This window comes from Streptomyces sp. NBC_00873 (assembly GCF_045207415.1).
Taxonomy (GTDB): domain Bacteria; phylum Actinomycetota; class Actinomycetes; order Streptomycetales; family Streptomycetaceae; genus Streptomyces.
The window spans coordinates 5,317,424-5,340,373 of record NZ_CP108803.1; the positions used below are offsets into that span (position 1 = coordinate 5,317,424).

The window sequence follows — 22,950 nt, forward strand, 5'->3', positions numbered from 1 at the left end:
GGCCTGATCGGCCACGGAGCCGAGCCACCCCAGCAGGGCGGCACGCATGGGCCCGGGAAGATCGACGGGCCAGGCTGTACGCGAGTCGGGGAGGATCCCCGCGACGTAGAGCGCGGCTGGGATCGTAGCGGTGTACAGGGTGGTCTGGTGGTGCACTGCGTAGTGCAGGTGGTCCAGGGCCTGCGATCGGACGTGCTGGTCGGGGTTTAGCAGCGCAGTGAGGTGCTCGGGGGTGTCCTCCGCCGTTCCGGGCGTCTTCCGGCATTGCAGCATCCTTCCCTTCTCGATACCGCTGCCGCCCTTCCCCATGTGGCCGGCTCTCCCGGCCTCGGAGTACTACGGCGGCTCCGCCCCGTCCCGGGCCGATCGGCGGTCGATGCGCCCAGCCCCGGCAACCTGCTGGAGACAAGCGGCGGGGCGAGGTTGGGGACGGCTCCCGTGTTCACTGTGGTTCGCTCGATGAAGGAGGAGCCCGACTGTGTCCCTGCGGCATCGCCACGAGGGAAAGGGGCTGCCACGCCTCGAGCCCGTCAGCGGCGAGGTTCAACGCTGTCCAGATCAGCCGGGCCGCGTGGCCGTCCCAGGTGGGTTCGACGTGATCGTCCTCGAAGCGCGGCGGGGCATCCGGAATCTCGCAGATCAACGAGCTGCGCGGTCGGTGCTGCGGCTGAGGTCCATGACTCGCCTTCCGTGACGGCTCAGGTGGGACGGAGCAGTAGTGCGGCTGCGGTGTGGATGTCGTCGGTGAGCTTGCGGTCGGCGAGGTCCGGGGAGAGGGCGTCCGCGGCGGCGCGGTAGAAGTCGCGGAGTTCTCCGGCCGGGGGTTTGAGCCCGCGCATCCGCAGGGCGCGCACGGCGGCGACGAGTTCGCAGCCCAGCACGAGCGAGACGTGGTCGACGGCCTCGAGGATTCGGCGTGCACCGGTGGAGGCGAAGCTGGCGTGTTCCTCGACGCCACGGGAGATGACGGCGTGGCCGACGGTCACCGGCTGGGCGCCGCCGCGGAGTTCGGCGAGGGCGGATTGCGCTGCGTACTCGACGATCATGATGCCGCTGCTGCCGTCGTCGGTTTGGGCGAGGAAGGGCGGCAGTCCGCCGGTGAAGGCGGGTTCGACCAGGACGCCGAGGCGGGAGGTGGACAGGGAGGCGGTGCCAAGCAGGGCGAGGCGGAACTGGTCGAGGGCGAGGGCGAGGCTGGCCATGTGGAAGCCGCCGTGGTGGTGGTAGTCCTCGTGGCCGGGCTGGTCCGGGGCGAGATCGAGCAGGGGGTTCTCGACGGAGGAGTTCAGCTCGATGGTGAGGACGGAGTCGAGCGCGGCCCAGGAGTCGAGTGCCGCGCCGTGGACCTGGGGAAGACAGCGGAACCCGAAGGGGTCCTGCACGAGGGCGGGCTGCCAGTCTGAGTGGGCGAGCAACTCGCGCATACGGGCGGCGGCCTGCCCGGCGCCCACATGCGGGCGCTGGGCGTGGACGGAGGCGGCGAAGGCCTCGGTGCCGCCGCGGACGGCGGTGAGGGTGAGTGCGGCGACCAGCGGCAGCCGGTCGAGGAGCAGCCGCAGATCGGTGGTGGCGAGGGCGGACTGGCCTATGGTCAGCGCGCTGCTGGACATGAGCGGCAGGGCGTCCCAGCGGGTGATCGGGACGGACACGGGGGCGGGGCCGTCGCCACCCTGCCAGGGGAGTTCTCCGGCGAGGGTGAGGCCGAGTTCGGCCAGGGCGGTGAGGTCGGCCGTGCCGATCGCGCCGAGGGCGTGCACGGCGGGGACGTGTCCGCCGGCGAGGGCCCGGGCGAGGGCGTCGACGACTGTGTCGCCGAGGGCCGAGCCGGCGCCGAGGACCTGGTTGAGGCGCACGGTGAGCATGGCGCGGGCCTGGGCCTCGGGGACAAGAGGGCCGATGCCGCCACTGTGGCTGCGCAGCAGGCGCAGGCCGTGGGTGTCGGCGGCGGCGTCGGGGACGGGGGTGGTGCGGTTGGCGCCGACTCCGGTGGTGTGGCCGTAGACGTGGCGGCGTGCGGTGACGCGTGCGGCGGCGGCGCGGGCGGCGGTGACGCGCTGCCGGGCCGCGGGGGCCACGACGGAGGTGGCCCGGCGGCGGGCGAGGGCGGTGACCTGGGAGGGGGTCAGCGTGGTGCCGTCGAGTACCAGTGTGTGCGGCATCAGTGGATCCACTCCTCGGTGGTGACGGTGTCCTTCGTCTCGGGTGCCCAGGCGAAGGTGACGACGGTGCCGAGCAGCAGGACGAGGGAGAGCCAGCCCATGGACCAGCCGATCCCCAGAGTGCTGAGGCTGACCGGGAGCACGAACGTGCCGACGGCTGAGGCGACGCGACTGGCGCCGTTGAGGAAGCCGACGCCGGAGGCGCGCAGTGCGGTGGGAAAGAGCTCGGCGGGGTAGACCTGGGTGATGTTGGAGGCGGCGGCCATGACGAAGGTGTAGATCAGGAAGGGCACCATCAGCCAGGCGCCGGAGGCGTTGCCGAGCAGCGCCATGACGCCGAGGCAGGCGGTCATGACGAGGAAGGTCCAGGCGGTGAACGGGCGTCGGCCCATCCGCTGCACGGGCCATAGTCCGATGACACCGCCGGCCAGCAGGAAGAGGTTGAGCAGCAGGTTCTGGGCGTCCGGGTCGGAGACATGCAGAGTTTCCAGGATGCTGGACATGAAGGTGTAGATGGCGAAGTAGGGCAACACCTGGGCGCTGTAGAAGACGACACCGAACCAGGTGTTGCGGCGCTGCCCCTTGGCGAAGAGGGCGCCGTAGCGGGTGACCGGGGCGTCACCGACCGTGGCGCTGACCGGGGTGGCGGTGTCCTGCCCGAGGTAGTCGCGGCGGATGGCGGCGGCCTCCTGATGGCGGCCGCGGCTGTCGAGCCAGCTGGGGGACTCGGGGGTGCCGATGCGCAGCAGCAGGACGAGCAGCGCGGGCAGCGCGCCGGACGCGAGCAGCCAGCGGGCGGCAGAGTCGGTGAGCGGTATGTAGGTGCCGAGGATGTTGGCGAGGACGTAGCCGACGGTCCACAGGACGGTGAGTGAGCCGAGGAGGATTCCGCGGAGGCGCCGGGGGGCGAACTCGGCGAGGAGGGTGGGGCCGACGGCGTAGTCGGCGCCGAGGCAGAAGCCGATGACGAGCCGGAGCAGGAACAGGGTGAGCGGGTCGTGGGCCCAGTACTGGGCGGCGGACGCGAGGGCGATGATGACGAAGTTGTAGAGGTAGAGCTTTTGCCGGCCGATGTGGTCGGCGAGGCGCCCGAGCAGGATGCTGCCGAAGAACAGACCGATCAGAGCGGATGAGCCGAGCAGTCCCTGCCAGATGCCGGAGAGACCCATGGTGTGGGCCAGTACCGGGAGCACGGCCCCGATGATGCCGAGGGCGTAACCGTCGGAGAAGTTGGCGCCGAACGTGGTTGCGGTGACACGGAGATGGAACGCCGTGAGGGGCTCCCTACCGATGCCGGTGTGACTGCGGTCGGCATTCGCCAGCCTTACCTTGCTGTCCATGCACGCCTCCGTAGGGGCAGATGAGGTGCGCACATCGTGCATGAAGTTATCCAGTCAGACAATGCTTGGTTGAAATTTCTTATGCATCGACGTGCTGTCGCGCGCCCCCGGCACTGATGCGCGCAGCGGGCGTCGGCTGGCTGATGCTCCACCGCCGACTCGCTTGCGACCGGTGTGTGCCGCCGCGTCATGTCTTGCGTATCGGTCCGTCGATGCGCAGGTCAGAGCCGGGCGCACAACTCCCGCGAGGCCTGGTCCACAACGATGGTCTGCACAGGAAGCTGCGGTCGCGGGGACTGGCGCAGCGGGTATTGGCCGGTCACTCAGGCGGCTCCCCGCGGCCGCCGGCTTTGCCGCACCCCCGCCCTCGGCCCGGCGCAAGCGGGCGCTCAGCCCGACAGGGAGCCCGGTGAGCGGGCCTGAAGCACCTGTCCGGCGTGCACGAGATGGTCATCTCCCTTGCGGCGAAGGGCCTGACGAACGGCGACGTCCACGCCCATCTGGCGCAGGTCTGCGGAGCCGACGTCTCCCGCCAGACCTGATGCAGAACTTCTCCCGCCATGGCGCCCGCCAGGACTGGGACAAGATCGCGAAGGCGCTCAAGCCCCTCTGCACCGCGGCGACCGAGGAGGCTGCTCTGGAGCGGTTCGCCGAGTTCGCTGACACCTGGGGGAGGAGTACCAGCGATCGCGGGTGCTGCCGCGAGCAGTGGATACCGCATGCCCCGGTGATATTGCACGGACAGGAAGCCGTCAGGCCCTACGACACCACGAGTTCAAGCTCAGTACTCGAAACCCAATGTCTCCGTCATGCGGGCTTCCAGCTCTGAGGCTGCCACTCGCGACTCGTGGATGAATCCGGAAGCCGCGTCCGACAGCGGTCGATTCCGATGCCAGGCGATCCCGACGATGCGCGGACTGACCTTGGCCAGCTGACGCACGCATAGGTCGTCCCGGGAGTGGTCGATTCCGAGCCATGGCATCACTGCGGCTGCGTAGCCCTGGGCAGCGAGGCTGAGAAGAGTGGAGTTGTGATTGCTCCGAAAGACCACTCGGTCCCTGTAGGCCGGTCGACCCAAGCGCGTTTCGATCGTGTGAGCCGACCGAAGCTCGCCGTACGACATCAGAGGCAGATCTGTGTTTTCGTCGAGATCGATCGGTCCCACGCTCGAGGCTACCGGTGAATGCGAGGCAGCCACCAGGACGTACGGGTCCCTCAGGAGTGCTTGAGTCTCGAAGGGGCCGTCTGGGAGAGGGAAAACCACGAATGTCAGATCAAGGTCGTGGCGCTCTACGCGATCAAGCAGCTCCCCGTCGTCCGGTAGCTCGGTGAGAACGACTTGTACTCGGGGGAACTGCTTTTGATAGCCGGCCAGGACCGACGGTATGAGATGTGCCCCCACGCTCTCGTAGCAACCGACGCGCAGGATTCCGGCCGATCCCGAAGAAAGCGCCTCGATATCGGTAGCGGCCCTCTGTAGGGTTGCCGTCAGGGACTCGGCATGGCGAAGAAGTACCCTTCCAGCCGGAGTCAGAGATACAGATTTCCCGCCGACCGAACGATTGATGACGCGGTGCTTGATCACTGATTCCAGCCGCCTGATCTGCTGACTCACTGCGGATTGCGTATATCCGAGTTCGGCTGCAGCCTCCGTGAAAGAACCCGACCGCGCCACCTGCCCCAGCGTCACGAAATGGCGTAGATCAAGCCGGGCCCACAAAGGAGTAGTCAACGTTCCTCCATAAGGGAAATTAATGATTCCCACAACTTACAGGCGCTGGTGCTTATCGGCCAGCAGGGGCCAGGCTTGTCGCGACATCGTTCTGACCAGGAGGGAGGCGTCCCCATGAGTGGGTCCTCACTGATCACCGCCGTAGAGCAGGTGATCGACCTTGACCGCTACCCCATCGACAAGCTCGACAGCCCGAAGGGCCGAGCTCTTATGGCCTTCTGTCATGCGTCGCTCGCGTTCGAGGGTGCGTGTCAGCTGCCCGGCTTCGTCCGCCCCGAGGCCGTGGAGCTTCTTATCGCGGAGGCGCTCGAGAAGCGCGGCGTGGCCTACCGGACCGACGACACGCACAACGTGTACTTCGAGCCTGTGCCTGACGAGCCGTCAGGCAATGATCCGGCCGCAGCGCTGCAGCACAGCTCCAAGTCGGCGATTGCCTGGGACCTGATCGGCCCCAGCTCACCCCTCCGCATCGCCTACGAGTGCGATGACCTCACCAGGTTCCTGGGCGAGGCCCTCGGCATGCCTGAGTTCCACCGGTACGCCGACCCGCTCGGCGCCGCCTCGCTCATGCTGTTCGAGAAGGGGGACGAGCTCGGCTGGCACTTCGACCGCTCGCCGTTCGCAGTGACCCTCATGCTTCGGCCCTCCACGGTCGGAGGGGACTACGAGTACTACCACGATCTCCGCAGCGCGAACGACGAGAACAAGTCCGACGTGACGTCGGCCCTGCGGGGCGACCTGCCGGGCAAGATCAAGCTCTACAACGCCCCGGGAACTCTCAGCATGTTCCGGGGGCAGTACTCCCTTCATCGGGTCTCGCCGATCGAAGCCGATGAGGTTCGCATCAACGCCGTACTGGCGTACTCGGCGAAGCGCGGAGACAAGCTCAACCAACTGACCCAGGAACTGTTCTACGGCCGCATCGCCTAGGACGGGGTCACTCCCGCAGCGTGAGCTGCGGGAGTGACCCCTCTCACTGGACCCCTCTCACTGGTGGGACTGAGGAGTCGGATCTTGCATCCGCCATCACAGTCAATCTCTCCGGTCGTACGCCGATCGGTCTGTGGTCATTGCGCCCGAAGCGTGGGAGAAGGCCGCACGGGCCAGTGAGGCTCGATCGGAGCGAAGCCATGACCGCGTCTACGGGGCCAGCACTGGCGGGGGAACGAATCGGACGGCCCAGGCAGCCGCAGAGGACAGCGTGGTTGACCTGAGGCGGCTGCTTTGTAGCCACCGTGCCGGGGTGAGGCCTGTCGAATCCGCAGGGCTCACCTGGGCTGCCCTCACGATTCACCTCGACCAGCTGCTGGCCGGGTCTTGCCTGCCCAGGTGGGCGCAGGCCTGGGGGTTGCATTCCTCCAGGCCGCACTGATGGGTGGCCCTTCCGGGGCGGACGACAGGCCGGCACAGCGGCGCCGAAGGATCGAACTTTTCAACACGGGAGCACACATGCAACAAGTGAAGGCAGTCGTCGCGCGGGGTCAGGACCGGCCCCTCGAGGTGGTCCGGGTCAACGTCCCCGATCCTGGGCCCGGCGAGGCGCTGGTGAAGGTGCAGGCCTGCGGGGTGTGCCACACCGATCTGCACTACCGGGAGGGCGCGATCAACAACGACTTCCCATTCCTGCTCGGGCATGAGGCGGCAGGCGTGGTCGAGGCGGTCGGCGAGGGGGTGGACGGGGTGGCGCCGGGGGACTTCGTGATCCTCAACTGGCGTGCGGTGTGCGGTCAGTGCCGCGCGTGCGGCCGCGGTCAGCCGTGGAACTGCTTCGCCACCCACAACGCCACGCAGAAGATGACGCTGGCCAACGGCGACTTGGATGCCGGTGCAGAGCTCACCCCGGCGCTGGGCATCGGGGCGTTCGCGGAGAAGACCTTGGTGGCCGCCGGCCAGTGCACCAAGGTGAACCCGGCCGCCGACCCGGCCGCGGTCGGGCTGCTGGGGTGCGGGGTGATGGCCGGCATCGGCGCGGCGATCAACACCGGTCAGGTGACCCGCGGTCAGTCGGTAGCCGTCATCGGCTGCGGCGGCGTTGGATCCGCGGCGGTGATGGGGGCCCGGCTCGCCGGCGCCGCGAAGGTGATCGCGGTGGACGTGGACGACCGGAAGCTGAAGTGGGCGTCGTCGATGGGCGCCACCGACACGATCAACGGTGTGGCGACCGATCCGGTGAAGGCGATCCGGGAGCTGACCGATGGCTGCGGGGCAGACGTGATCATCGACGCTGTCGGGCGCCCGGAGACCTGGCGGCAGGCGTTCTACGCCCGGGACCTGGGCGGCACGGTGGTGCTGGTCGGGGTGCCGACTTTGGACACGCGGATTCCCGACGTACCGCTGTTGGACGTGTTCGGCCGCGGTGGGGCGTTGAAGTCGAGCTGGTATGGCGATTGCCTGCCCTCGCGGGACTTCCCGATGCTGGTGGACCTTTACCAGCAGGGGCGGTTGGATCTGGATGCCTTCGTCACCGAGCGAATCGGCCTGGACGACGTAGAGGAGGCTTTCGCGCGGATGGGCCGCGGCGAGGTGCTGCGTTCCGTGGTCGTCCTGTGACGCGCACCCGGGTGGACCACACCACCACAAGCGGCACATTCAGCCTCGACGGCCAGGTCTTCGAGGTCGACAACAACGTGTGGGTGGTCGGCGACGACCACGAATGCGTTGTGGTCGATGCACCTCACGACGTGGATCGGATTCTCGCTGTGGTCGGCGCCCGCAGGGTCAAGGCGATCCTTTGCACCCATGCCCACGACGACCACGTCCGGGTGGCGCCACGGTTGAGGCAGCAGACCCAGGCGCCGATCTTCCTCCACCCCCACGACCGGCCGCTGTGGCAGCTCACCCATCCGACCGACCCGTGGGACGTCGATCTCGCCGATGGCCAGGTCATCGAGGTCGGGGACGTGCGCCTGGAGGTGATCCACACCCCCGGTCACGCACCAGGGGCGGTCTGCTTCAGCTCCAAGGAACTCGGATGCGTGTTCACCGGCGACACCCTCTTCCAGGGCGGCCCTGGCGCGACAGGCCGCTCCTGCAGCGACCACGACACCATCCGTGCCTCGATCCGTGACCGACTGCTCACCCTGCCGGACGACACCGTGGTTCACACCGGCCACGGGCCCGACACCACCATCGGCGCCGAACGAAAGAAATGACGAACCGCTATCGATCGGCAAGCAGGTCCCCGACGCGCCCGAAGCCCGCGAACGACAACAGCCGCCAGTTCGCCCGCTGCGACACGGAGGCGTCTTTGCAGCTCAATCGCTCGATGGAGTGAAGTACCCGCAGAGAACCCTCGTCGGTACCGGGAGTGGCGGCGAAGACGGCGGCCCAGCGGCCACGTGGTAGCAGCGAGGTGACGGCGGCGAGCCAGAATCGGTCGGCCGGCTCATAGCGCACCCTGCCCCTCACATGCCTGCACAAGGATGGCGTTCTCGTGCCGCAGCACCAACAGTTCGGCATCCTTGGCGGCGTCTCGACGCAGTAGGACCACGGGGGCGTCTTAGCCACGACGGTGGTACGCAGCGTCTCGAGTCGGGCGAGGTCTTCGCCGATCCCCCGGGGGTTTGCAACCCCCGTGCTGGGCCCGGTGTCCGCTGCGATGTGGCCCTTGCCAAGCTTTAAATAAAGTGATTCATTCAGCCTGGCTAGTGAATGGATGTATGTCAAGCACGAGGAGATGTCCGTGGCCGTCCACCTGGCGGAGCCCGCTTCGGACGGTCGTGCCCTGACTGTCGCGCCGTCAATGCCGAGCGCTCCCGCGGCGCCATCGGGACCGGCGCCGACAGCGCGGGCTACCCGCTGACGGGTCCCATCACCGACTGCTGGCCGATCTGAGAGGACCCCCATGGCCGCCCACAAGATCACCACTGTCACCTTGGGTGAGGAGCCGATCACCATCGAGCAGTTCGTCGCGGTCGCCCGGCACGGCGCCCGGGTCGAGTTCGATGCGACGTATGTCGACCGAGTGCGCAAGTCCCGCGCGCTCGTGGAGCGCTTCCTGGCCGAGAACCGCTTGGTGTATGGGGTGACCACCGGATTCGGCGACAACGTCACGGAGGTGATCGCCCCGGCGGATGCCGAGCAACTGCAGCGCAATATTGTGCGCTCGCACGCCGTGTCGGTCGGTGAACCCCTGCCCACTGAGATCGTCCGCGCCATCGGGCTGATGGAGCTGGTCGGCCTCGGCGAAGGCTATTCCGGCATCCGGCTCGAGACCCTGGAGCTGATCCGGCGGATGCTCAACGCCCGGGTCACGCCGCACGTACCCGGTGAGGGTTCCGTCGGCTACCTGGCCCCAGAGGCGCACATGGCTCTTGTGCTGCTGGGAGAGGGCAGGGCCTGGTATGGCGACGAACTGCTGCCCGGGGCCGAGGCGTTGACCCGGATCGGGGAGGAACCGACCCGGCTCGGCTGCAAGGAGGGTCTTTCGCTCACCAACGGGACACACTCGGTCACCGCGATCGCCGTCCTGGCCGCCCATGACGCCGACGTCGCGGCGGCCACCGCCGACATCGCCGCGAGCCTGTCGGTGCAGGCACTCAAGGGCACCGTTCGCGCCTACGACGCCCGGCTGCACGAGAGGAAGCGGCACCCCGAGCAGGCCGCGGTCGCCGAGAGCCTGCGGCGGCTGACCGAATCCAGCGCGCTCAGCGCCGAATTCCTCGACCATCGGCTCCAGGACGGCTTGGCCCTGCGCGCCGTTCCGCAGATGCACGGCGGTGCGAAGCGGACGCTCGCGCAGGCCCGGGAGGTCATCGTCGAGGAGCTGCACTCGGTGGGCGACAACCCGGTCATCCACCCCGAGGGCGAGGACGGGGTGGCGCTGATGGGGGCGAACTGCGACAGCACGTACGTCGGCATCCAGGCCGACTCCATGGTGAACGCGATAACGGTGCTGGCCAAGGTGTCCGAGCGCCGCACCGACCGCATGGTGAACAGCAACTTCAGCGAACTGCCCGCGTTCCTTACTCCCCAGCCGGGGCTGAACAGCGGCTACATGATCGCGCAGTACACGGCCGCCGCGCTGACCATGGAACTGCGCGGCATGGCGATGCCCGCATCCGCGGACAACGTCACCACCTCGGCCAATCAGGAGGACGCGGTCAGCAACGCCTATCTGGCGGCGCTGAAGGCCTACCGGGCGGCGCGCAAGCTCGGCTACGTCGTAGCGATCGAGGTGATGTGCGCCGTGCAGGCGCTCGACCTGCTCGCGCCGCTCTCACCCTCGCCGGCCGCGGAGGCGCTGCGGGCCAGGATCCGGGAGACCGTTCCGGCCGTCTACGAGGACCGGGTCTTCCACGCCGACATGGAGCACATCACCCACCTCGTGCGAAGCGGGGAGTTGCTGCGGGTCGCCGAGGACGTGGTGGGCCCGCTGGGTCGCTGAGGTCGGGCTGAGGACCGGCGGCGCGGTGCGTTATCCGCCCGTCGTCGACGGTCAACCTGACCTGAAAGGGCGAATCGTTAGCCAGAGGCCGCGAGGGGCGCCAGCCGTAGCTGGCGCCCCTCAACACGTCCCTTCGGGGGTGGAGTCCGGATATGGGGAGCACGGGTACAAACCGTTCCTGGGCAGTGAGCAGGAGTGAGTCCTGTCTCACCGGTACGCCCCGAACGGTCTTGGGCGCACTGGTCCTCCGCTTTCGCGTCCCGGTCGGCGACGCATATCCCGTATGCGGTCCGTCCCGGGCGGGCGGAATTCCTACGACCTGGCCATGTGGGTGTGGCCAGAGGTGACGGGGAGGCCCCGAACCATCTCGCTGGTGACACGGGGGCCCCGACTGCTGACGCCACACCCGGCGTCCCAGATCGCACCGAATACGTTACGCACACCCCGCCGGGCATACAGAATCAAGGTGGCGCTGGCCCAGGCGGTCCCTAGGCTGCCCGAGGGGCCGGGGTGGTGGTTCGAGCCGAAGTTCGACGGGCACCGAGTTGTACTGCGGCGCACCGATGGCACTGTGATTCTGTATGCCCGGTCCGGGAGGGTTGTCACGCCGTACTGGATGGACCTGGCCCTGGCCGGCATGGCGCTGCGGCCGGGCACGGTGCTGGACGGGGAGGCGGTGGTCTGGCGGGATGGGCGGCTCGATTTCGGAGCCGCTCAGTCGAGGGCCGCTTCGTCCGTGACCCGGGCCCGTGCGCTGGCCGCCCGGCACCCGGCCTCGTATGCCTGCTGGGACCTCGTGCAGCACCCCGCCCCGGCGATCGGTGACACCCGCACGCTCCCCTACACCAAGCGGCGCACCCTTCTCCTGGAACTGCTCGCGGAGGTCGGCCCGCCGATCCAGCCCGTACCGGCGACCGACGATAGGGATGTGGCGGAGCACTGGTACGAGGCCCTCCAAGCGCAGGACCTTGAAGGAGTGGTGGCCAAGCGGGGCACGGCCGCGTACCCGTCGGGACGGCGCGGGTGGGTGAAGGTTCGAAACAGGATGAATTGCATTGGCTGCAACAGTTCGTACAGCCCTACCTCGAACGTTCCTGCTGATCAGAGACCCTGTATCGGGAACGCCCTGGGCCTCCTTCGGTAGCTGACCAGCACCGCTCGATATGGACGCAACAATGATGCGTTTGATACAACGACGGGCATGGTCACTGAGGCACCCGGTTCGGTGCGTCTTGCCCTGGCCCCGAACGTTGTCCTCCTGGACCCGGAGCCAGCGGTTTCCTCTGCAATGAAGGAAGGATGGGCTCGGCAGCAGTCCGCGCGGTTTCTCCAGGCTTCGACGATCCAGCCCCGGCTGCGTCTGATCCAACGGTTCGAGGATTTCACGGGGTTGTACCCGTGGCAGTGGACTCCGGCCGATGGCGAGGCGTTCATCGTCCACCTTCGCAGCGGGGCCAAGCCGATCCAGTTGTCTACGGCTCGGTCTTACGAGGTAGTGATCGAGCTGTTCGTGGAGTACCTGCTGGACCGCCGGTACGGGTGGATCGAGACCTGCCAGGAGCGGTTCGGCCTGTCACCGCAGGTGATCTTTCACGAGGGCAACTCCGTCCTGCACTCGGTGGAGTACGAAGGCGATCCCCGACGTCGGCCTCTGACCTACGACGAGGTCCAGGCGCTGTTCGACGCCGTCACAGCATTCCGGCCGGACGTAGGTACCTCTTACCCGGCCAGAGCCCTGGACGCCCGCGTAACCCCCTCGGCCTCGCCGACACACTGAGACACCACGGTCTGTCCGCCCGCGCAGCACGGAACACCGCCATGATGGACGCCCTGGTAGACCTGCCGCCCATGGTCATCGCCGACCTGCTCGGCATCCACCCCAAGACTGCCGAACGCTGGGCCACCCTCGCCGGCGGGAACTGGTCCGAATATTTGGCAGCGAGACGGGACGCCCCGCAGGGCTAGGAGTGTGGGTCAGTAAACAACTCCTGGAAAGCCACGCCTCGTGGTGAAGTGCGGCTGCCGACCGCTGCTCTTGAAAAGGCGTGGCTGCGGGGCAGTCGTGATGCGACAATCCGTCCGCAACTTGATCCACATCCGCGTCCCGGAGGTCCGCATGGACATCGCTTCGCTGCTGCCGTTGACCACGTCCCGGTTGTCGCTGCGTCTGTTCACTCCCGGCGACGCCGACGACCTGTACGCCTACCAGAGCCTGCCGAGCGTGGCGCGCTACTTGTACCGGCCGGCGCACACGCGTGAGCGCAGCGAGCAAGTTGCCGCCGAGCGTGCGGCGCAGACGGCCTGGCGCGCCGACGGGGACAAGCTGGCGCTCGCTGTCTGCCGACGCGATGAGCCCGGCGTCCTTGGAGAGGTGAGCCTCACCCTGGCCGATGTCCGCGCCGCCCAGGCCGAGATCGGCTGGACTCTCGACCCAAGTCACGAGGGACACGGCTACGCGACCGAGGCGGCCGCGGCGCTGGCCGGGTTTGCCTTCGACACGCTGGGCGTGCACCGGCTCTACGCACGGCTGGATGTGGAGAACACCGGGTCTGTGCGGGTCTGTGAGCGCCTCGGGATGCGCCGGGAGGCGCACCTGGTCGAGAACGACCTCGACGGGGATCGCTGGGGCAGCGAGTACATCTACGCGGCGCTGTCCGCGGATCTTGGCAGTCGATCAGGCGATTGAGTCCGACGCTGCCCGGCTGGTTCTTCGGCTCTGGGATCGTGTGCTTGATCTGGCGTCGTCGCAGGTAGCACCCGTTGCGGCAGGAGCCTTACACCTTGTCACCGCTGGCGTGACCAGGTCGGGTGCGGGGCTGCTCGCCCTGTGGGCGAATACTGCAACTCTCGAATACCGACACTCCACCAGTGCCACGCCGACACCGCCGACGGTTTGGTCGTGGCGTTCACGGGGCCCAGGCTCCGCCCGCAGCACCTGGCCCTGGTGGTCGGCGACGAGGACAGCCGGGTAAGGCTGTCGGCCCGCCTCGAGCGGGTCCTCGCCGCACACATCGGTACCGCCCTGACCGATGCGGAGGTAATGGGTGAGCGGCGGACGGAAGGCGAGACATACACCCGGATCCAGACCGACCTCACGGTGGAAGTCCTGGCGGGATCAGGCCGGCACGGAACGCTCACGGTGGTGCGGATGCGGTGACCCGTCCCGACCCGGCACCGCCTTGGTCTTGCGGTTACCCGGCGAGTCGACAGGAACGCCAGCGGCGTTTGCTGCGGGGGAGCCACGACGTGACCGTCGTTCCCCGTGACTCCCCCCTCGCACCCGCCTGGTCGGGCACGCAAGGGGCACGCCACCGGCTCGTTGGGCGGCTCGGTTAACCTGCGCGAGTGCGCGCCGAAGAGATCTCCACCTGGATCGTGGAGCGCGATGCCTTGATCAGCCCAGTCGAGCTTGCTGCGGCGTTCGACGCCTATCTCTGTACCCTCCCCTGGGCGGGGTAAGGCATTGACCGGCGGGGACTTGGTGTCAGTGATTGATGTCATGAGGCGCGATCAGCCAATGAACGCAACGCTGACCACTATCGCTCCCAGGACCGCCCAGGCTCCGGCGGCCTTCCTCAGACCTGGCACGGTGCGAGGCCATCGCCTGTGCTCGGGGATCAACTCATGGAACGATTCCGCGGCTCCACGGAAGTTGGTAGCCACTACCCCTCCACCGCCGATGGTGATGACGCCCCAAACCAGCATGAAACCGAGATCTCCAGCCACGAACGCATGGTAGCGATGGGTCCAACGGGGTCTCAATTGCCCGCCAAGCGGCGGCGTTCTTCCCTCAACCCACCACTCACCCAGCTCCCATCCCGTCCGCCTTCGCCCCACACACCGTGGAGCAGTCGTGGTTCAGGGCGTCAAGGTGGAGCGCGCCACTGTACGAACGACCTTGACGCCCTGGGCCGCGACTGCTCGGCTCTGCCTGGGTCGAAGGTGGACGGGATGGGAGCCCACAACGCTCACCACGAATCCGCCGGCACCCGCGAACGGCGCCCCGTCCATCCTGTCCCACCTGCACCGACCCCGACTACCCACACCCCGGCCAGTGCGCCCGCTGAGCTCGGGATTCGGCCCAACCAGGCCCGCAGCACCGCGCTCTTCCAGCTCGCCACCGAGATCCCCGCCGCGATCCTCGCCCGCACCCCGGGCATCCACACCGACGTCGCCGTCGCCCGGCAACGTCTCTCTGCGGGCGACTGGGCCACCTACGCCGCCGAAGTCAGCCGACGTTCCAGCAACCGAACCTCGAAGCCGGCAGAAACGATCGAATAGGAGATCCAGATGCAGACCCCCTCACTCGACGCGAACTGGCTCGTTGTCTGGCAGCACCAGATCACCAAGTTTCTTCAGCGTGTGCTCGGCTCCTTCGAGGACACCTACGGCTACCCGCCTGGTGACAACGAGATCATCCTGGCGAATGCCGACAGTCGATCAGCAGCTGCACAGCTCAAGGAGCACCCGGCAGCCGCACCCACCTTGATCACGTTCTACGACACGATCTCCGAGGCAGCCCTGCCCGACATCGACAACGGGCACTTCATCCACTCACCCGACCACGTGCTCAACGATCTCGCCGAGTACGGCTCCGTGCACGTTGCAGATCACATTGTCGGCATCGTGTTCGGCAGCGACGGCGGAGGCAACCTCCTTGCTGTCGACCCGAGTGGGGCGGTCCATCGCTCCATCACCGCGTCTTGGTTCGACGACTTCGAATTGATCGCCGCGAACCTGATCGACTTCCTCAAACAGCTTCAGCAGACCGTCGTCGACTTCGCTGGCACAGGGCTGTCGCCCGAGCATCGCTGACCTGCCCTGACCCAGACCCTGCGCTACCACAGACAGGCATTCGGACAGTTCCAATACCCGACGTCACCATTACACGTCGTGCAGGACACGCAGCGTGAGGCGATCAGCCACATGGACCGGCTGCTCAAGAAGCGTCCCGGCCGTGACCGACCGCGTCCACAAGGACCGGGCGGGAGAGGCGTAATCCGTTTCTGCCCCGCGGGTCACCGTGTGCCGTCCAGAGCACCCGACATGAGTCGGCGGACCACCTCGGTCAGCAGATCGGTGCCCGCGCTGATGTCCTGGTCGTTCGTGAACTCGCCCTCGTTGTGGGAGATTCCCTCGATGCTGGGCACGAACAGCATGATCGAGGGCGCGACATCCTTCATGTTCACCGAGTCGTGTCCCGCGATGGTCATCATGGTCTGGTGGCTGAGCCCCAGTTCGTCGGCTGCTTGGGCTGCGAGCTCGACCCCGGCCGCCGGGAACGGCGCCACGCCCCAACCGTGTGTCTGAACCTGCTCGATGGTGACCGACGCACGCTCCTCGACGCAGGGGATCGACTCGGCCAGCTTCTTGGCCGCCGAGTCGAGAAGCGCTTCGTCGGGCGAACGCAGATCGACGTGCATGCGCACCTCGCGCGCGACCACCACGGGAGAATTGGGCTCGATGGTCATCTCGCTCACCGAGGTGTGCAACGGGATGTCCGTGCTCTGCTCGGCCAGTTCGCGCACCGCCACGACGAGGAGCGAGGCGCCGAACAGGGCGTCGCGTCGGTCCGCCATGATCGTCGATCCGGTATGCGACTGCTCGCCGCGAACCACGACCTGGTACTTGCGTGCCGCCCAGGTGGCATCCACCAGGCCGATCGTGATCCCCTTGTTCTCCAGGTCGCGGCCCTGCTCGATGTGGATCTCGGCGTACGCTGCCACGTCCGGCCCGGCGTAGTCGCCGATCGTTCCGATCTCGCGGAGAGCGGCTTCGACCGTGGTGCCCGCAGGATCGGTCGTCGTGAGGGCGGTCCGGGCCGGCAGCTTCCCCGTGAACACCGAGCTGCCCATCATGCTCGGCTTGAACCGGGAGCCTTCCTCGTTGAACCAGTTGACCACGGCCACGTTGTACTTCGGTGCGGAGTCCGAGACGCCGTACCGTTCCACGGCCCGGTGCGCGGCGTAAGCCGAGGCTAGGACGCCGTACGCACCGTCGTAGCGGCCACCGAGCGGCTGGCTGTCCAGGTGTGAGCCGGTGAGGACGTACGGGGCTCCGGGTGTGACGGTGAAGAGACCGAACTGGTTGCCGACACCGTCGTAGCGCACTTCGGCGCCGCGGGCGGTGAGCCACCGGTGGAGCCAGGCACGCTGTTCTGCGTCGGCGGGGGTGGCAGCCTGTCGGTCGACCCCACCGCCGGGTGTGGCACCGAACGCCGAGAGAGTCGCGAAGTCCTCCAGCAGGGTGACGTCGTGTGCGGTCGGAGCCGTGGAAGAGGTGGCGGGGTTGCTCATGATCACGTCCTGTCGGTTTGCGGGGTGGGCTGCGGGAACGCGTCCACGGAGGGAGGCGGGTCACCTTGGCGGAGGCGGGTGGGGCTCCGGCGATCGTGGGGCGGCGCGGGGGTCATCGGGTGGGTGGCCTCGCGGCTCATCGGGCGGGCGGCTTCGGGGCCCAGGCGGCGGTCGCCGGAGCGCGGACCGCCGGGTCCTGGATCAGGTGCAGCACGGCCGGGAGGCCGCTCGCGCGGGCCCGCCGGAACGCCTCGCGGAAGTCGCGGTGCGAGGTCACGGTCTCGCCGTACGCACCGTACGAGCGGGCCCATGCCGCGAAGTCCGGGTTGGTCAGCTGGGTGCCGGACGGGCGGCCCGGGTAGGCGCCCTCCTGGTGCTCGCGGATCGTCGCGTAGCAGCCGTTGTCGACCACCAGGGCGACGAAGGCGGCGCCGTGTCCCACCGCGGTGGCCAGTTCCTGACCGTTCATCAGGAAGCAGCCGTCACCCGCGACCGACACGACCTCGCGTCCGGGGAAGGCCAGCGAGGCCGCGACGGCGGCCGGTATGCCCATGCCCATGGCGCCGTTGCGGGGGGCGACGAGGGAGGCCGGGGCGCGGTGCGGGAGGTAGCGGGCCGGCCAGAGGGCGTGGTTTCCGGCGCCGTAGGTGATGACGGCGTCGTGGGTGAGCTCCTCCCGCAGCACGCCCATGACCGCGGTGAGGTCGACGTAGGTGTCGTGGGTGTCGTCCTCGGTCGGCTCGGAGGGGGGAGTGGCGAAGCGGGCCTGGGTGTCCACGGCCGCCCCGAACCACGCGGCGTCGGCGTCCGGCGCCGCCGGCGTGGTGACGAGGTCGAGGACGAAGGCGGGCGCATGGGCCGCGACGAACTGGTCGATGCGGCCGCAGTGGCCCTGTGCGTCGCCGGGGAGGACGAGCACCGTCTCCGAGTCGAGGCCGCGGGTGTATCCGTCGCTGAGCACGTCACCGCGCGGTGCGCCGAGGAAGACCGTGAGGTCGGCCTCGTCCAGCAGCCGGGCCGCGTGGTCGCCACGGCCGTAGCCGAGCGAGCCGGCGTAGGCGCCGAGGCCTTCGATGTCGTGGGGGACGGCGTCGTAGGCGCGGAAGTCGGCGAGGACGGGGATCGAGTGCCGTGTCGCCCAGCGCATGAGTTCCTGGCCGCTCTCCGCGGTCCAGCCCTCTCCGCCGACGACGACCAGGGGCCGTCGCGCGCGCTCGAACCGGTGCACCAGCTCCTTCAGCTCCGCTTCTGCGGCGCCGGGCCGCGGCACCGCAAGCGGCCGAACTCCGAGGGCGGGGCCCGCGGGGAGGGTGAGTACGTCCTCGGGAAGGCCGATCACCACCGGGCCGGGCCGGCCGCTGCGGGCCACGTGGACGCTCTCCGCGACGACGCGGGCGGCGGCGGTGGGGTCGTCCAGCATGACGACCTTCTTCGCCGTGCTGCCGAACCACCCGCTGAGGTCGAACTCCTGGAACGCCTCCCGGCCGCGGTCGGGCACCGGGACCAGCCCGACGAAGAGGAGCATCGGGGTCGCGTCCTGGTACGCGGTGTGGACGGCGATGAAGGCGTTAGCGGCGCCCGGCCCCCGGGTCACCATCGCCACCCCGGGCAGGCCCGTCAGCCTGCCCTCCGCCAGCGCCATGAAGCCCGCACCGCCCTCGTGCCGGGTCACCACCGTCGAGATCGACGAGTCGTGCAGGCCGTCCAGAACGTCGAGGAAGGACTCACCGGGAACCCCGTACACCCGCCGGACGCCCTCGCGCTCCAGCTGCGCGACGATCAGATGGCCGGCGGAGAGGGGGCGCTCGGGGGAGTCGGTGGGTTCGGGTGCGACGTTCGCCATCGGGGGTCTGTTCCTTCTCTTGAGGCCGCGGTTGCCCGGCCAGTGTTGCTTTCGAGGCGGCCGGAGACACGGGGCAAAGGCCCCCGGATAGCGGCGCTGCGATGTGCAGATGAACAGGCGTGGGCGAGGGGGCCAGGTCCGTAACACGAAGTTTTCATCCGGAATTCGGAGCGCGACGTGGCGCATTGGTCATGTGCACAGTCGTCGCTCCGCGGCGGTGTGCTTCTGCTCCTTGCGGTCGGCGAAGTCGTCGATGCACCGTTGGCCAACCGGACGGCGCCCGCTCAGCCCCCAGTCCCCCAGACGATTCCTCGGCTCAGACCTCAGACCGGAGTCCCCATGACCGCTCCCGCTTTCCCGCCGACCACCGGCAGCCGGCTCGACGCGACGAAGATGCGCAGGATCTCCCTCGCCAGCATGGTCGGCACCACGGTCGAGTGGTACGACCTGTTCCTGTTCGGCACCGCCTCCGCGCTGGTCTTCGGCAAGGTGTTCTTCCCCGAGTTCGACGGGGCCGTAGGCACGATCCTCTCGTTTCTGACCTTCGCCTCCGCCTACCTGGCGCGCATGGTGGGCGCCGTGCTCTTCGGCCACTTCGGAGACCGTCTCGGCCGCAAGTCCATGCTGCTGATCTCCCTGACGGCGATGGGCGTGGCCACCTTCGCCATCGGCCTCGTGCCCGGTTACGCCACCCTCGGCGTGGCCGCGCCCCTCCTGCTGCTCGGCCTCCGCGTGGTGCAGGGTCTCGCGCTGGGCGGCGAGTGGGGCGGTGCCGTACTGATGACCGTCGAGCACGCACCGGAGAACCGGCGCGGATTCTTCGGCTCCATGGTCCAGATCGGGGTGCCGATCGGAACGCTGCTCGCCAACGGGGCTTTCCTGCTGGTCGCCTCGACCACGAGCACCGACGCGCTGTACTCGTGGGGCTGGCGGATCCCCTTCCTGGCTTCGGCGATCCTCGTCGGGATCGGCTTCTACATCCGGCTCCACATCGAGGAGACGCCGTCCTTCCAGGCGGTCCGGGAGGAGGGCGTCAAGGCCAGAATCCCGTTCTTCGCGCTGATGAGCCGGTACTGGCGCCAGGTGCTGCTGGGCGGCGTAGCGACCCTGTCCACGGGGTCGACCTTCACCCTGATGGTGGCCTCCGGCGTGAGCTACGGGACCAACGACCTCGGACACTCCAAGAACCTGATGCTGTGGGCGGTCATGGTGGCCTGCGCCATCGCGTTCCTGGCCATCCCGTACTTTGGCCGGCTGTCCGACCGGGTGGGCCGCAAGCCCGTCATCTACGCGGGCATCGCGGCGGAGGCCGTACTCGCCTTCCCGTTCTTCTGGCTGCTGGACACCGGATCGGCGCTCGGGGTCTTCGTTGCCTACGCGCTCATGATGCTCGCGTTCTCCGCCAACTACGGCCCCATCGCGACCTTCCTCGCCGAGCTCTTCGGCACCCGGGTCCGGTACTCGGGCCTCTCGGTCGCCTACATGCTGTCGGGCCTGCTGGGCTCCGCGGCGACTCCGGCCGTCACCGCCTGGCTGCTGTCGGCCACCGGAAGCAGCTCCTCGATCGCCTGGTACGTGCTCGGCGCGGCGTCCTTGTCCCTGCTGGCCCTGCTCCTGCTCGCGGAGACCCGGTTCGGGGACATCGACGAGCCGGGCGTGGAGTCCCGGTCCGCCGCGCGCCCGATCGGGGCGGTCGCATGAGCACAGCGACAACGGCGGCAACAGCGACAAATGGACGCGGGATCACGCGGATCGACTCGGCGCCGGGCGTCCCGGCCGCCGTGGGCCCCTACGTCCAGGCGACGTCTGCCGGTGGCTTCGTTTTCACCACCGGTCAGATACCCGCCGCCCCGGGGCAGTCGAACGGCACCTTCGAGGACGACGTGCACGCGACGCTGCGCAACCTCGAAGCCGTTCTCCACGCGGCGGGTTCGGATCTCGACCACATCGTCAAGGTCAACACCTATCTCAGCTCGCCGGACCAGCTCGCGCCCTACAACCAGGCGTACGAGGCGTTCTTCGCCGACCGCCGGCCGGCGCGGACGACGGTCTGCGTGGGGCTGTGGGGCGTGTCCCTGGAGATCGACTGCATCGCGGTGGTCAAGGAAGGAGCGGGGGAGTGAGCGTCACCGCCGGCCCCGACCAGGCCGGACTCGCACACGGGGAGTTGCTGGAGCGCCTCCGGCGAGTGGACCTCCCGACGCTCGGCCATTTCCTGGAGGAAGGCTTCGTCGACTCGGCCGTCCGGCGGCTGGGCTGGCCACGGCGGATGGCCGGTACGGCCGCCACCCTCGCCCTCGACGCCCCGGACGCCGTGGCGGTGAACCGCGCGCTCGTCGCGCTGCGCCCCGGCGAGGTGCTGGTCGTCGACATGCGCGGCGACCACACCCACGCGCCGATCGGCGCCGTCACGGTAGCGGCGGGGCGAGCGCGCGGGGCCGCGGGCATCCTCGTCGACGGAGTGGTGACGGATGTGGACGCGCTCACAGATCTGGCCTTCGGCCTGCCGGTCCACGCCCGGGGCACCAGCTGCCTGACCACCAAGAGGCTTGACGGTCGGGGCGGGCGGCACCAGGTGCCCGTGGACATCGGCGGTGTCCGCATCGCGCCGGGGGACATCGTCCTCGGCGACGCCAACGGCGTGATCGCCCTGCCGCCGGTGGCGCTGGCCGCCGTAGTGCACGAGGCGGAACTGTCGGACGCGGCGGAGCCGGAGCTCCTACGGCGGATCCGCGCGGGCGAGGACCTCCGGACGCTCCTGCACCTCGGCTGATCCACCTTTGGCTATGCGAAGGAAGAAGGCACGCGTGACGGAATACAAGATCGTCGACCCGGCCACGAACGTTCTCGTGCGGCGGTACCCGACGTCGGACGACGCCACGGTCGACCGCGCGGTCGAGGCGGCGGCAGCCGAGTTCACGGCCTGGCGGCGACGCCCGGTCAAAGAGCGGGCCGACGCCGTACTCGCCGTGTCCCGGGAGTTCGAGAACCGGCGGGAGGAACTGGCCGCGATCATCACCCGCGAGATGGGCAAGACCACCCGCGAAGCCCTGGGTGAGGTGGACCTGTCGGCGGCGATCTTCGCGTACTACGCGGAGCACGGCCCCGACTTCGCCGCCGACCAGCGGCTCGACATCCGCGGCGGCGACGACGTGGTCGTACGGTCCGAGCCGCTGGGCGTGCTGCTCGGCGTGATGCCGTGGAACTACCCGTACTACCAGGTCGCCCGCTTCGCTGCCCCCAACCTCGTCCTCGGCAACACCGTCGTCCTCAAGCACGCCCCGAACTGCCCCGAGTCGGCGCAGGCCATCGAGGACATCATGCGGGCGGCCGGACTGCCGACGGGCGCGTACATCAACGTGTACGCCACCAACGAGCAGGTCGCCCGCGTCATCGCGGACCCTCGGGTCCAGGGAGTGTCGCTCACGGGCTCGGAGCGGGCCGGGCGAGCGGTGGGCGAGGTCGCGGGCCGCCACCTCAAGAAGTACGTCCTCGAACTCGGCGGCTCCGACCCCTTCGTTGTCCTTCCCGACGCCGACCTGGAGGCCGCCGTCGCCGCGGCCGTCGAGGGCCGGATGGGCAACGCGGGCCAGGCGTGCACCGCCTCGAAGCGGTTCATAGTCGTAGACCCTCTCTACGACCGTTTTCTCGGCGCCTTCACGGACACGGTGCGGGCGTTGACCGTTGGAGACCCCACCGACGACGGCGTCTCCTTCGGTCCCCTCTCCTCCGAGGAGGCCGCCCGGGCCGTGATCGCGCAGGTGAACGACGCGGTGGAGCGGGGCGCGACGGCGGTGACGGGGGGCAAGCGGCCGGCCCGCGAGGGTGCCTTCGTCGAACCGACCGTCCTCACCGGGGTCACCCCCGGCATGCGGGCGTACCAGGAGGAGATCTTCGGCCCGGTCGCGGTCGTCCACCGCGTCCCCGACACCGCGACGGCGATCCGCCTCGCCAACGACACCCCGTACGGCCTCGGCAGCGTCGTGTTCGGCCGCGACCTCGCCGCCGCGAAGACGGTCGCCGACGCGCTCGACGTCGGCATGGTCTCGATCAACGGCTCCTCCCAGACCCAGGAGGACATCCCCTTCGGCGGGGTCAAGCTGTCCGGCGTGGGGCGGGAGCTGGGGGCGTACGGAATGGCGGAGTTCGTGAACCGGAAGGTGATCCGCGTACGCGGCCGGGCGAGCTGACTCG

At 68.7% G+C, this 22,950-nt stretch carries 22 protein-coding genes and 2 pseudogenes; 17 read left to right on the top strand and 7 right to left on the bottom strand.

Annotation, left to right across the window (positions count from 1 at the left end):
* Positions 1 to 698 precede the first annotated feature (698 nt).
* From OH809_RS24590 to OH809_RS24600, 3 genes are all read right to left on the bottom strand, one after another.
* Complete coding sequence (locus OH809_RS24590) at positions 699 to 2,159, bottom strand: aromatic amino acid ammonia-lyase (RefSeq protein ID WP_406420366.1); 1,461 nt, start codon at positions 2,157 to 2,159, stop codon at positions 699 to 701.
* Positions 2,159 to 3,499 (bottom strand): MFS transporter, encoded by a 1,341-nt coding sequence (locus tag OH809_RS24595; RefSeq protein WP_406420365.1) that lies wholly within the window; start codon positions 3,497 to 3,499, stop codon positions 2,159 to 2,161. The genes OH809_RS24590 and OH809_RS24595 overlap by 1 nt, the downstream gene beginning before the upstream one ends.
* A 781-nt stretch (positions 3,500 to 4,280) precedes the next feature.
* Positions 4,281 to 5,264: a LysR family transcriptional regulator gene (locus tag OH809_RS24600; RefSeq protein ID WP_406515539.1), complete on the bottom strand. Its 984-nt coding sequence runs from the start codon at positions 5,262 to 5,264 to the stop codon at positions 4,281 to 4,283.
* Between the two features lie 81 nt (positions 5,265 to 5,345).
* Between OH809_RS24600 and OH809_RS24605 the strand changes: the two genes are divergently transcribed.
* The 4 genes from OH809_RS24605 to OH809_RS24620 all read left to right on the top strand — a co-directional run bounded on the left by OH809_RS24605 (position 5,346) and on the right by OH809_RS24620 (position 8,383).
* Positions 5,346 to 6,161 (top strand): hypothetical protein, encoded by an 816-nt coding sequence (locus OH809_RS24605; RefSeq protein WP_406420364.1) that lies wholly within the window; start codon positions 5,346 to 5,348, stop codon positions 6,159 to 6,161.
* 133 nt (positions 6,162 to 6,294) lie between these two features.
* Positions 6,295 to 6,603: an aromatic amino acid lyase gene (locus tag OH809_RS24610; protein ID WP_406420363.1), complete on the top strand. Its 309-nt coding sequence runs from the start codon at positions 6,295 to 6,297 to the stop codon at positions 6,601 to 6,603.
* A gap of 77 nt (positions 6,604 to 6,680) precedes the next feature.
* Positions 6,681 to 7,781: an S-(hydroxymethyl)mycothiol dehydrogenase gene (locus tag OH809_RS24615; protein WP_406515540.1), complete on the top strand. Its 1,101-nt coding sequence runs from the start codon at positions 6,681 to 6,683 to the stop codon at positions 7,779 to 7,781.
* The gene (locus OH809_RS24620; protein WP_406515541.1) at positions 7,778 to 8,383 is read left to right on the top strand and encodes an MBL fold metallo-hydrolase; all 606 of its coding nucleotides are present in this window, start codon (positions 7,778 to 7,780) and stop codon (positions 8,381 to 8,383) included. The genes OH809_RS24615 and OH809_RS24620 overlap by 4 nt, the downstream gene beginning before the upstream one ends.
* 7 nt (positions 8,384 to 8,390) lie before the next feature.
* Here the strand turns inward: OH809_RS24620 and OH809_RS24625 are convergent, their stop codons facing one another.
* On the bottom strand, positions 8,391 to 8,627 hold the full coding sequence (locus tag OH809_RS24625) for a hypothetical protein (protein WP_406420360.1): 237 nt from the start codon (positions 8,625 to 8,627) through the stop codon (positions 8,391 to 8,393).
* Between the two features lie 448 nt (positions 8,628 to 9,075).
* On the opposite strand from OH809_RS24625, the gene hutH reads away from it, so the two are divergent.
* From hutH to OH809_RS24650, 5 genes are all read left to right on the top strand, one after another.
* Positions 9,076 to 10,617: a histidine ammonia-lyase gene (hutH, locus tag OH809_RS24630; RefSeq protein ID WP_406420359.1), complete on the top strand. Its 1,542-nt coding sequence runs from the start codon at positions 9,076 to 9,078 to the stop codon at positions 10,615 to 10,617.
* A 466-nt stretch (positions 10,618 to 11,083) separates the two neighbouring features.
* On the top strand, positions 11,084 to 11,761 hold the full coding sequence (locus OH809_RS24635; RefSeq protein WP_406420358.1) for an ATP-dependent DNA ligase: 678 nt from the start codon (positions 11,084 to 11,086) through the stop codon (positions 11,759 to 11,761).
* Positions 11,762 to 11,818: 57 nt separating this feature from the next.
* On the top strand, positions 11,819 to 12,394 hold the full coding sequence (locus OH809_RS24640) for a hypothetical protein (RefSeq protein ID WP_406515542.1): 576 nt from the start codon (positions 11,819 to 11,821) through the stop codon (positions 12,392 to 12,394).
* A gap of 41 nt (positions 12,395 to 12,435) precedes the next feature.
* On the top strand, positions 12,436 to 12,582 hold the full coding sequence (locus tag OH809_RS24645; protein ID WP_406420356.1) for a hypothetical protein: 147 nt from the start codon (positions 12,436 to 12,438) through the stop codon (positions 12,580 to 12,582).
* 151 nt (positions 12,583 to 12,733) lie between these two features.
* On the top strand, positions 12,734 to 13,303 hold the full coding sequence (locus OH809_RS24650) for a GNAT family N-acetyltransferase (protein ID WP_406420355.1): 570 nt from the start codon (positions 12,734 to 12,736) through the stop codon (positions 13,301 to 13,303).
* A 16-nt stretch (positions 13,304 to 13,319) separates the two neighbouring features.
* Here OH809_RS24650 and OH809_RS24655 read toward each other — a convergent pair.
* Positions 13,320 to 13,451 (bottom strand): annotated as a pseudogene (locus OH809_RS24655) (IS5/IS1182 family transposase); the annotation flags it as partial.
* A 65-nt stretch (positions 13,452 to 13,516) separates the two neighbouring features.
* On the opposite strand from OH809_RS24655, the gene OH809_RS24660 reads away from it, so the two are divergent.
* From OH809_RS24660 to OH809_RS24675, 4 genes and pseudogenes are all read left to right on the top strand, one after another.
* Positions 13,517 to 13,774 carry a hypothetical protein gene (locus OH809_RS24660; protein WP_406420354.1) on the top strand — a complete coding sequence of 86 codons (258 nt, stop codon included), beginning with the start codon at positions 13,517 to 13,519 and terminating at the stop codon, positions 13,772 to 13,774.
* A 794-nt stretch (positions 13,775 to 14,568) separates the two neighbouring features.
* A complete protein-coding gene (locus OH809_RS24665; RefSeq protein WP_406420353.1) occupies positions 14,569 to 14,898 on the top strand; it encodes a hypothetical protein in 330 nt (109 codons plus the stop codon).
* Between the two features lie 9 nt (positions 14,899 to 14,907).
* On the top strand, positions 14,908 to 15,432 hold the full coding sequence (locus OH809_RS24670) for a hypothetical protein (protein ID WP_406420352.1): 525 nt from the start codon (positions 14,908 to 14,910) through the stop codon (positions 15,430 to 15,432).
* Positions 15,433 to 15,504: 72 nt separating this feature from the next.
* Positions 15,505 to 15,576 (top strand): annotated as a pseudogene (locus OH809_RS24675) (oxidoreductase); the annotation flags it as partial.
* 59 nt (positions 15,577 to 15,635) lie between these two features.
* On the opposite strand, the gene OH809_RS24680 reads toward OH809_RS24675, so the two are convergent.
* On the bottom strand, positions 15,636 to 16,913 hold the full coding sequence (locus OH809_RS24680; protein WP_406515543.1) for a M20 family metallo-hydrolase: 1,278 nt from the start codon (positions 16,911 to 16,913) through the stop codon (positions 15,636 to 15,638).
* A gap of 136 nt (positions 16,914 to 17,049) precedes the next feature.
* Complete coding sequence (locus OH809_RS24685; protein WP_406420350.1) at positions 17,050 to 18,756, bottom strand: thiamine pyrophosphate-dependent enzyme; 1,707 nt, start codon at positions 18,754 to 18,756, stop codon at positions 17,050 to 17,052.
* Between the two features lie 339 nt (positions 18,757 to 19,095).
* On the opposite strand from OH809_RS24685, the gene OH809_RS24690 reads away from it, so the two are divergent.
* The 4 genes from OH809_RS24690 to OH809_RS24705 are packed head-to-tail and all read left to right on the top strand — an operon-like array spanning position 19,096 to position 22,946.
* Positions 19,096 to 20,457, top strand: a complete 1,362-nt coding sequence (locus OH809_RS24690) for an MFS transporter (RefSeq protein WP_359115504.1) — start codon at positions 19,096 to 19,098, stop codon at positions 20,455 to 20,457.
* Positions 20,454 to 20,879 carry a RidA family protein gene (locus OH809_RS24695; protein WP_406382110.1) on the top strand — a complete coding sequence of 142 codons (426 nt, stop codon included), beginning with the start codon at positions 20,454 to 20,456 and terminating at the stop codon, positions 20,877 to 20,879. The genes OH809_RS24690 and OH809_RS24695 overlap by 4 nt, the downstream gene beginning before the upstream one ends.
* On the top strand, positions 20,876 to 21,529 hold the full coding sequence (locus OH809_RS24700) for an RraA family protein (RefSeq protein ID WP_406515544.1): 654 nt from the start codon (positions 20,876 to 20,878) through the stop codon (positions 21,527 to 21,529). The genes OH809_RS24695 and OH809_RS24700 overlap by 4 nt, the downstream gene beginning before the upstream one ends.
* Positions 21,530 to 21,563: 34 nt before the next feature.
* Positions 21,564 to 22,946 carry an NAD-dependent succinate-semialdehyde dehydrogenase gene (locus tag OH809_RS24705; RefSeq protein ID WP_406515545.1) on the top strand — a complete coding sequence of 461 codons (1,383 nt, stop codon included), beginning with the start codon at positions 21,564 to 21,566 and terminating at the stop codon, positions 22,944 to 22,946.
* Positions 22,947 to 22,950 lie beyond the last annotated feature (4 nt).

Coding starts and splice junctions, on each gene's coding strand:
- OH809_RS24590 (WP_406420366.1), bottom strand. CDS start 2,159: ATGCCGCACACACTGGTACTCGACGGCACCACGCTGACCCCCTCCCAG.
- OH809_RS24595 (WP_406420365.1), bottom strand. CDS start 3,499: ATGGACAGCAAGGTAAGGCTGGCGAATGCCGACCGCAGTCACACCGGC.
- OH809_RS24605 (WP_406420364.1), top strand. CDS start 5,346: ATGAGTGGGTCCTCACTGATCACCGCCGTAGAGCAGGTGATCGACCTT.
- OH809_RS24615 (WP_406515540.1), top strand. CDS start 6,681: ATGCAACAAGTGAAGGCAGTCGTCGCGCGGGGTCAGGACCGGCCCCTC.
- hutH (WP_406420359.1), top strand. CDS start 9,076: ATGGCCGCCCACAAGATCACCACTGTCACCTTGGGTGAGGAGCCGATC.
- OH809_RS24640 (WP_406515542.1), top strand. CDS start 11,819: ATGGTCACTGAGGCACCCGGTTCGGTGCGTCTTGCCCTGGCCCCGAAC.
- OH809_RS24645 (WP_406420356.1), top strand. CDS start 12,436: ATGATGGACGCCCTGGTAGACCTGCCGCCCATGGTCATCGCCGACCTG.
- OH809_RS24650 (WP_406420355.1), top strand. CDS start 12,734: ATGGACATCGCTTCGCTGCTGCCGTTGACCACGTCCCGGTTGTCGCTG.
- OH809_RS24665 (WP_406420353.1), top strand. CDS start 14,569: ATGGGAGCCCACAACGCTCACCACGAATCCGCCGGCACCCGCGAACGG.
- OH809_RS24670 (WP_406420352.1), top strand. CDS start 14,908: ATGCAGACCCCCTCACTCGACGCGAACTGGCTCGTTGTCTGGCAGCAC.
- OH809_RS24680 (WP_406515543.1), bottom strand. CDS start 16,913: ATGAGCAACCCCGCCACCTCTTCCACGGCTCCGACCGCACACGACGTC.
- OH809_RS24685 (WP_406420350.1), bottom strand. CDS start 18,756: ATGGCGAACGTCGCACCCGAACCCACCGACTCCCCCGAGCGCCCCCTC.
- OH809_RS24690 (WP_359115504.1), top strand. CDS start 19,096: ATGACCGCTCCCGCTTTCCCGCCGACCACCGGCAGCCGGCTCGACGCG.
- OH809_RS24695 (WP_406382110.1), top strand. CDS start 20,454: ATGAGCACAGCGACAACGGCGGCAACAGCGACAAATGGACGCGGGATC.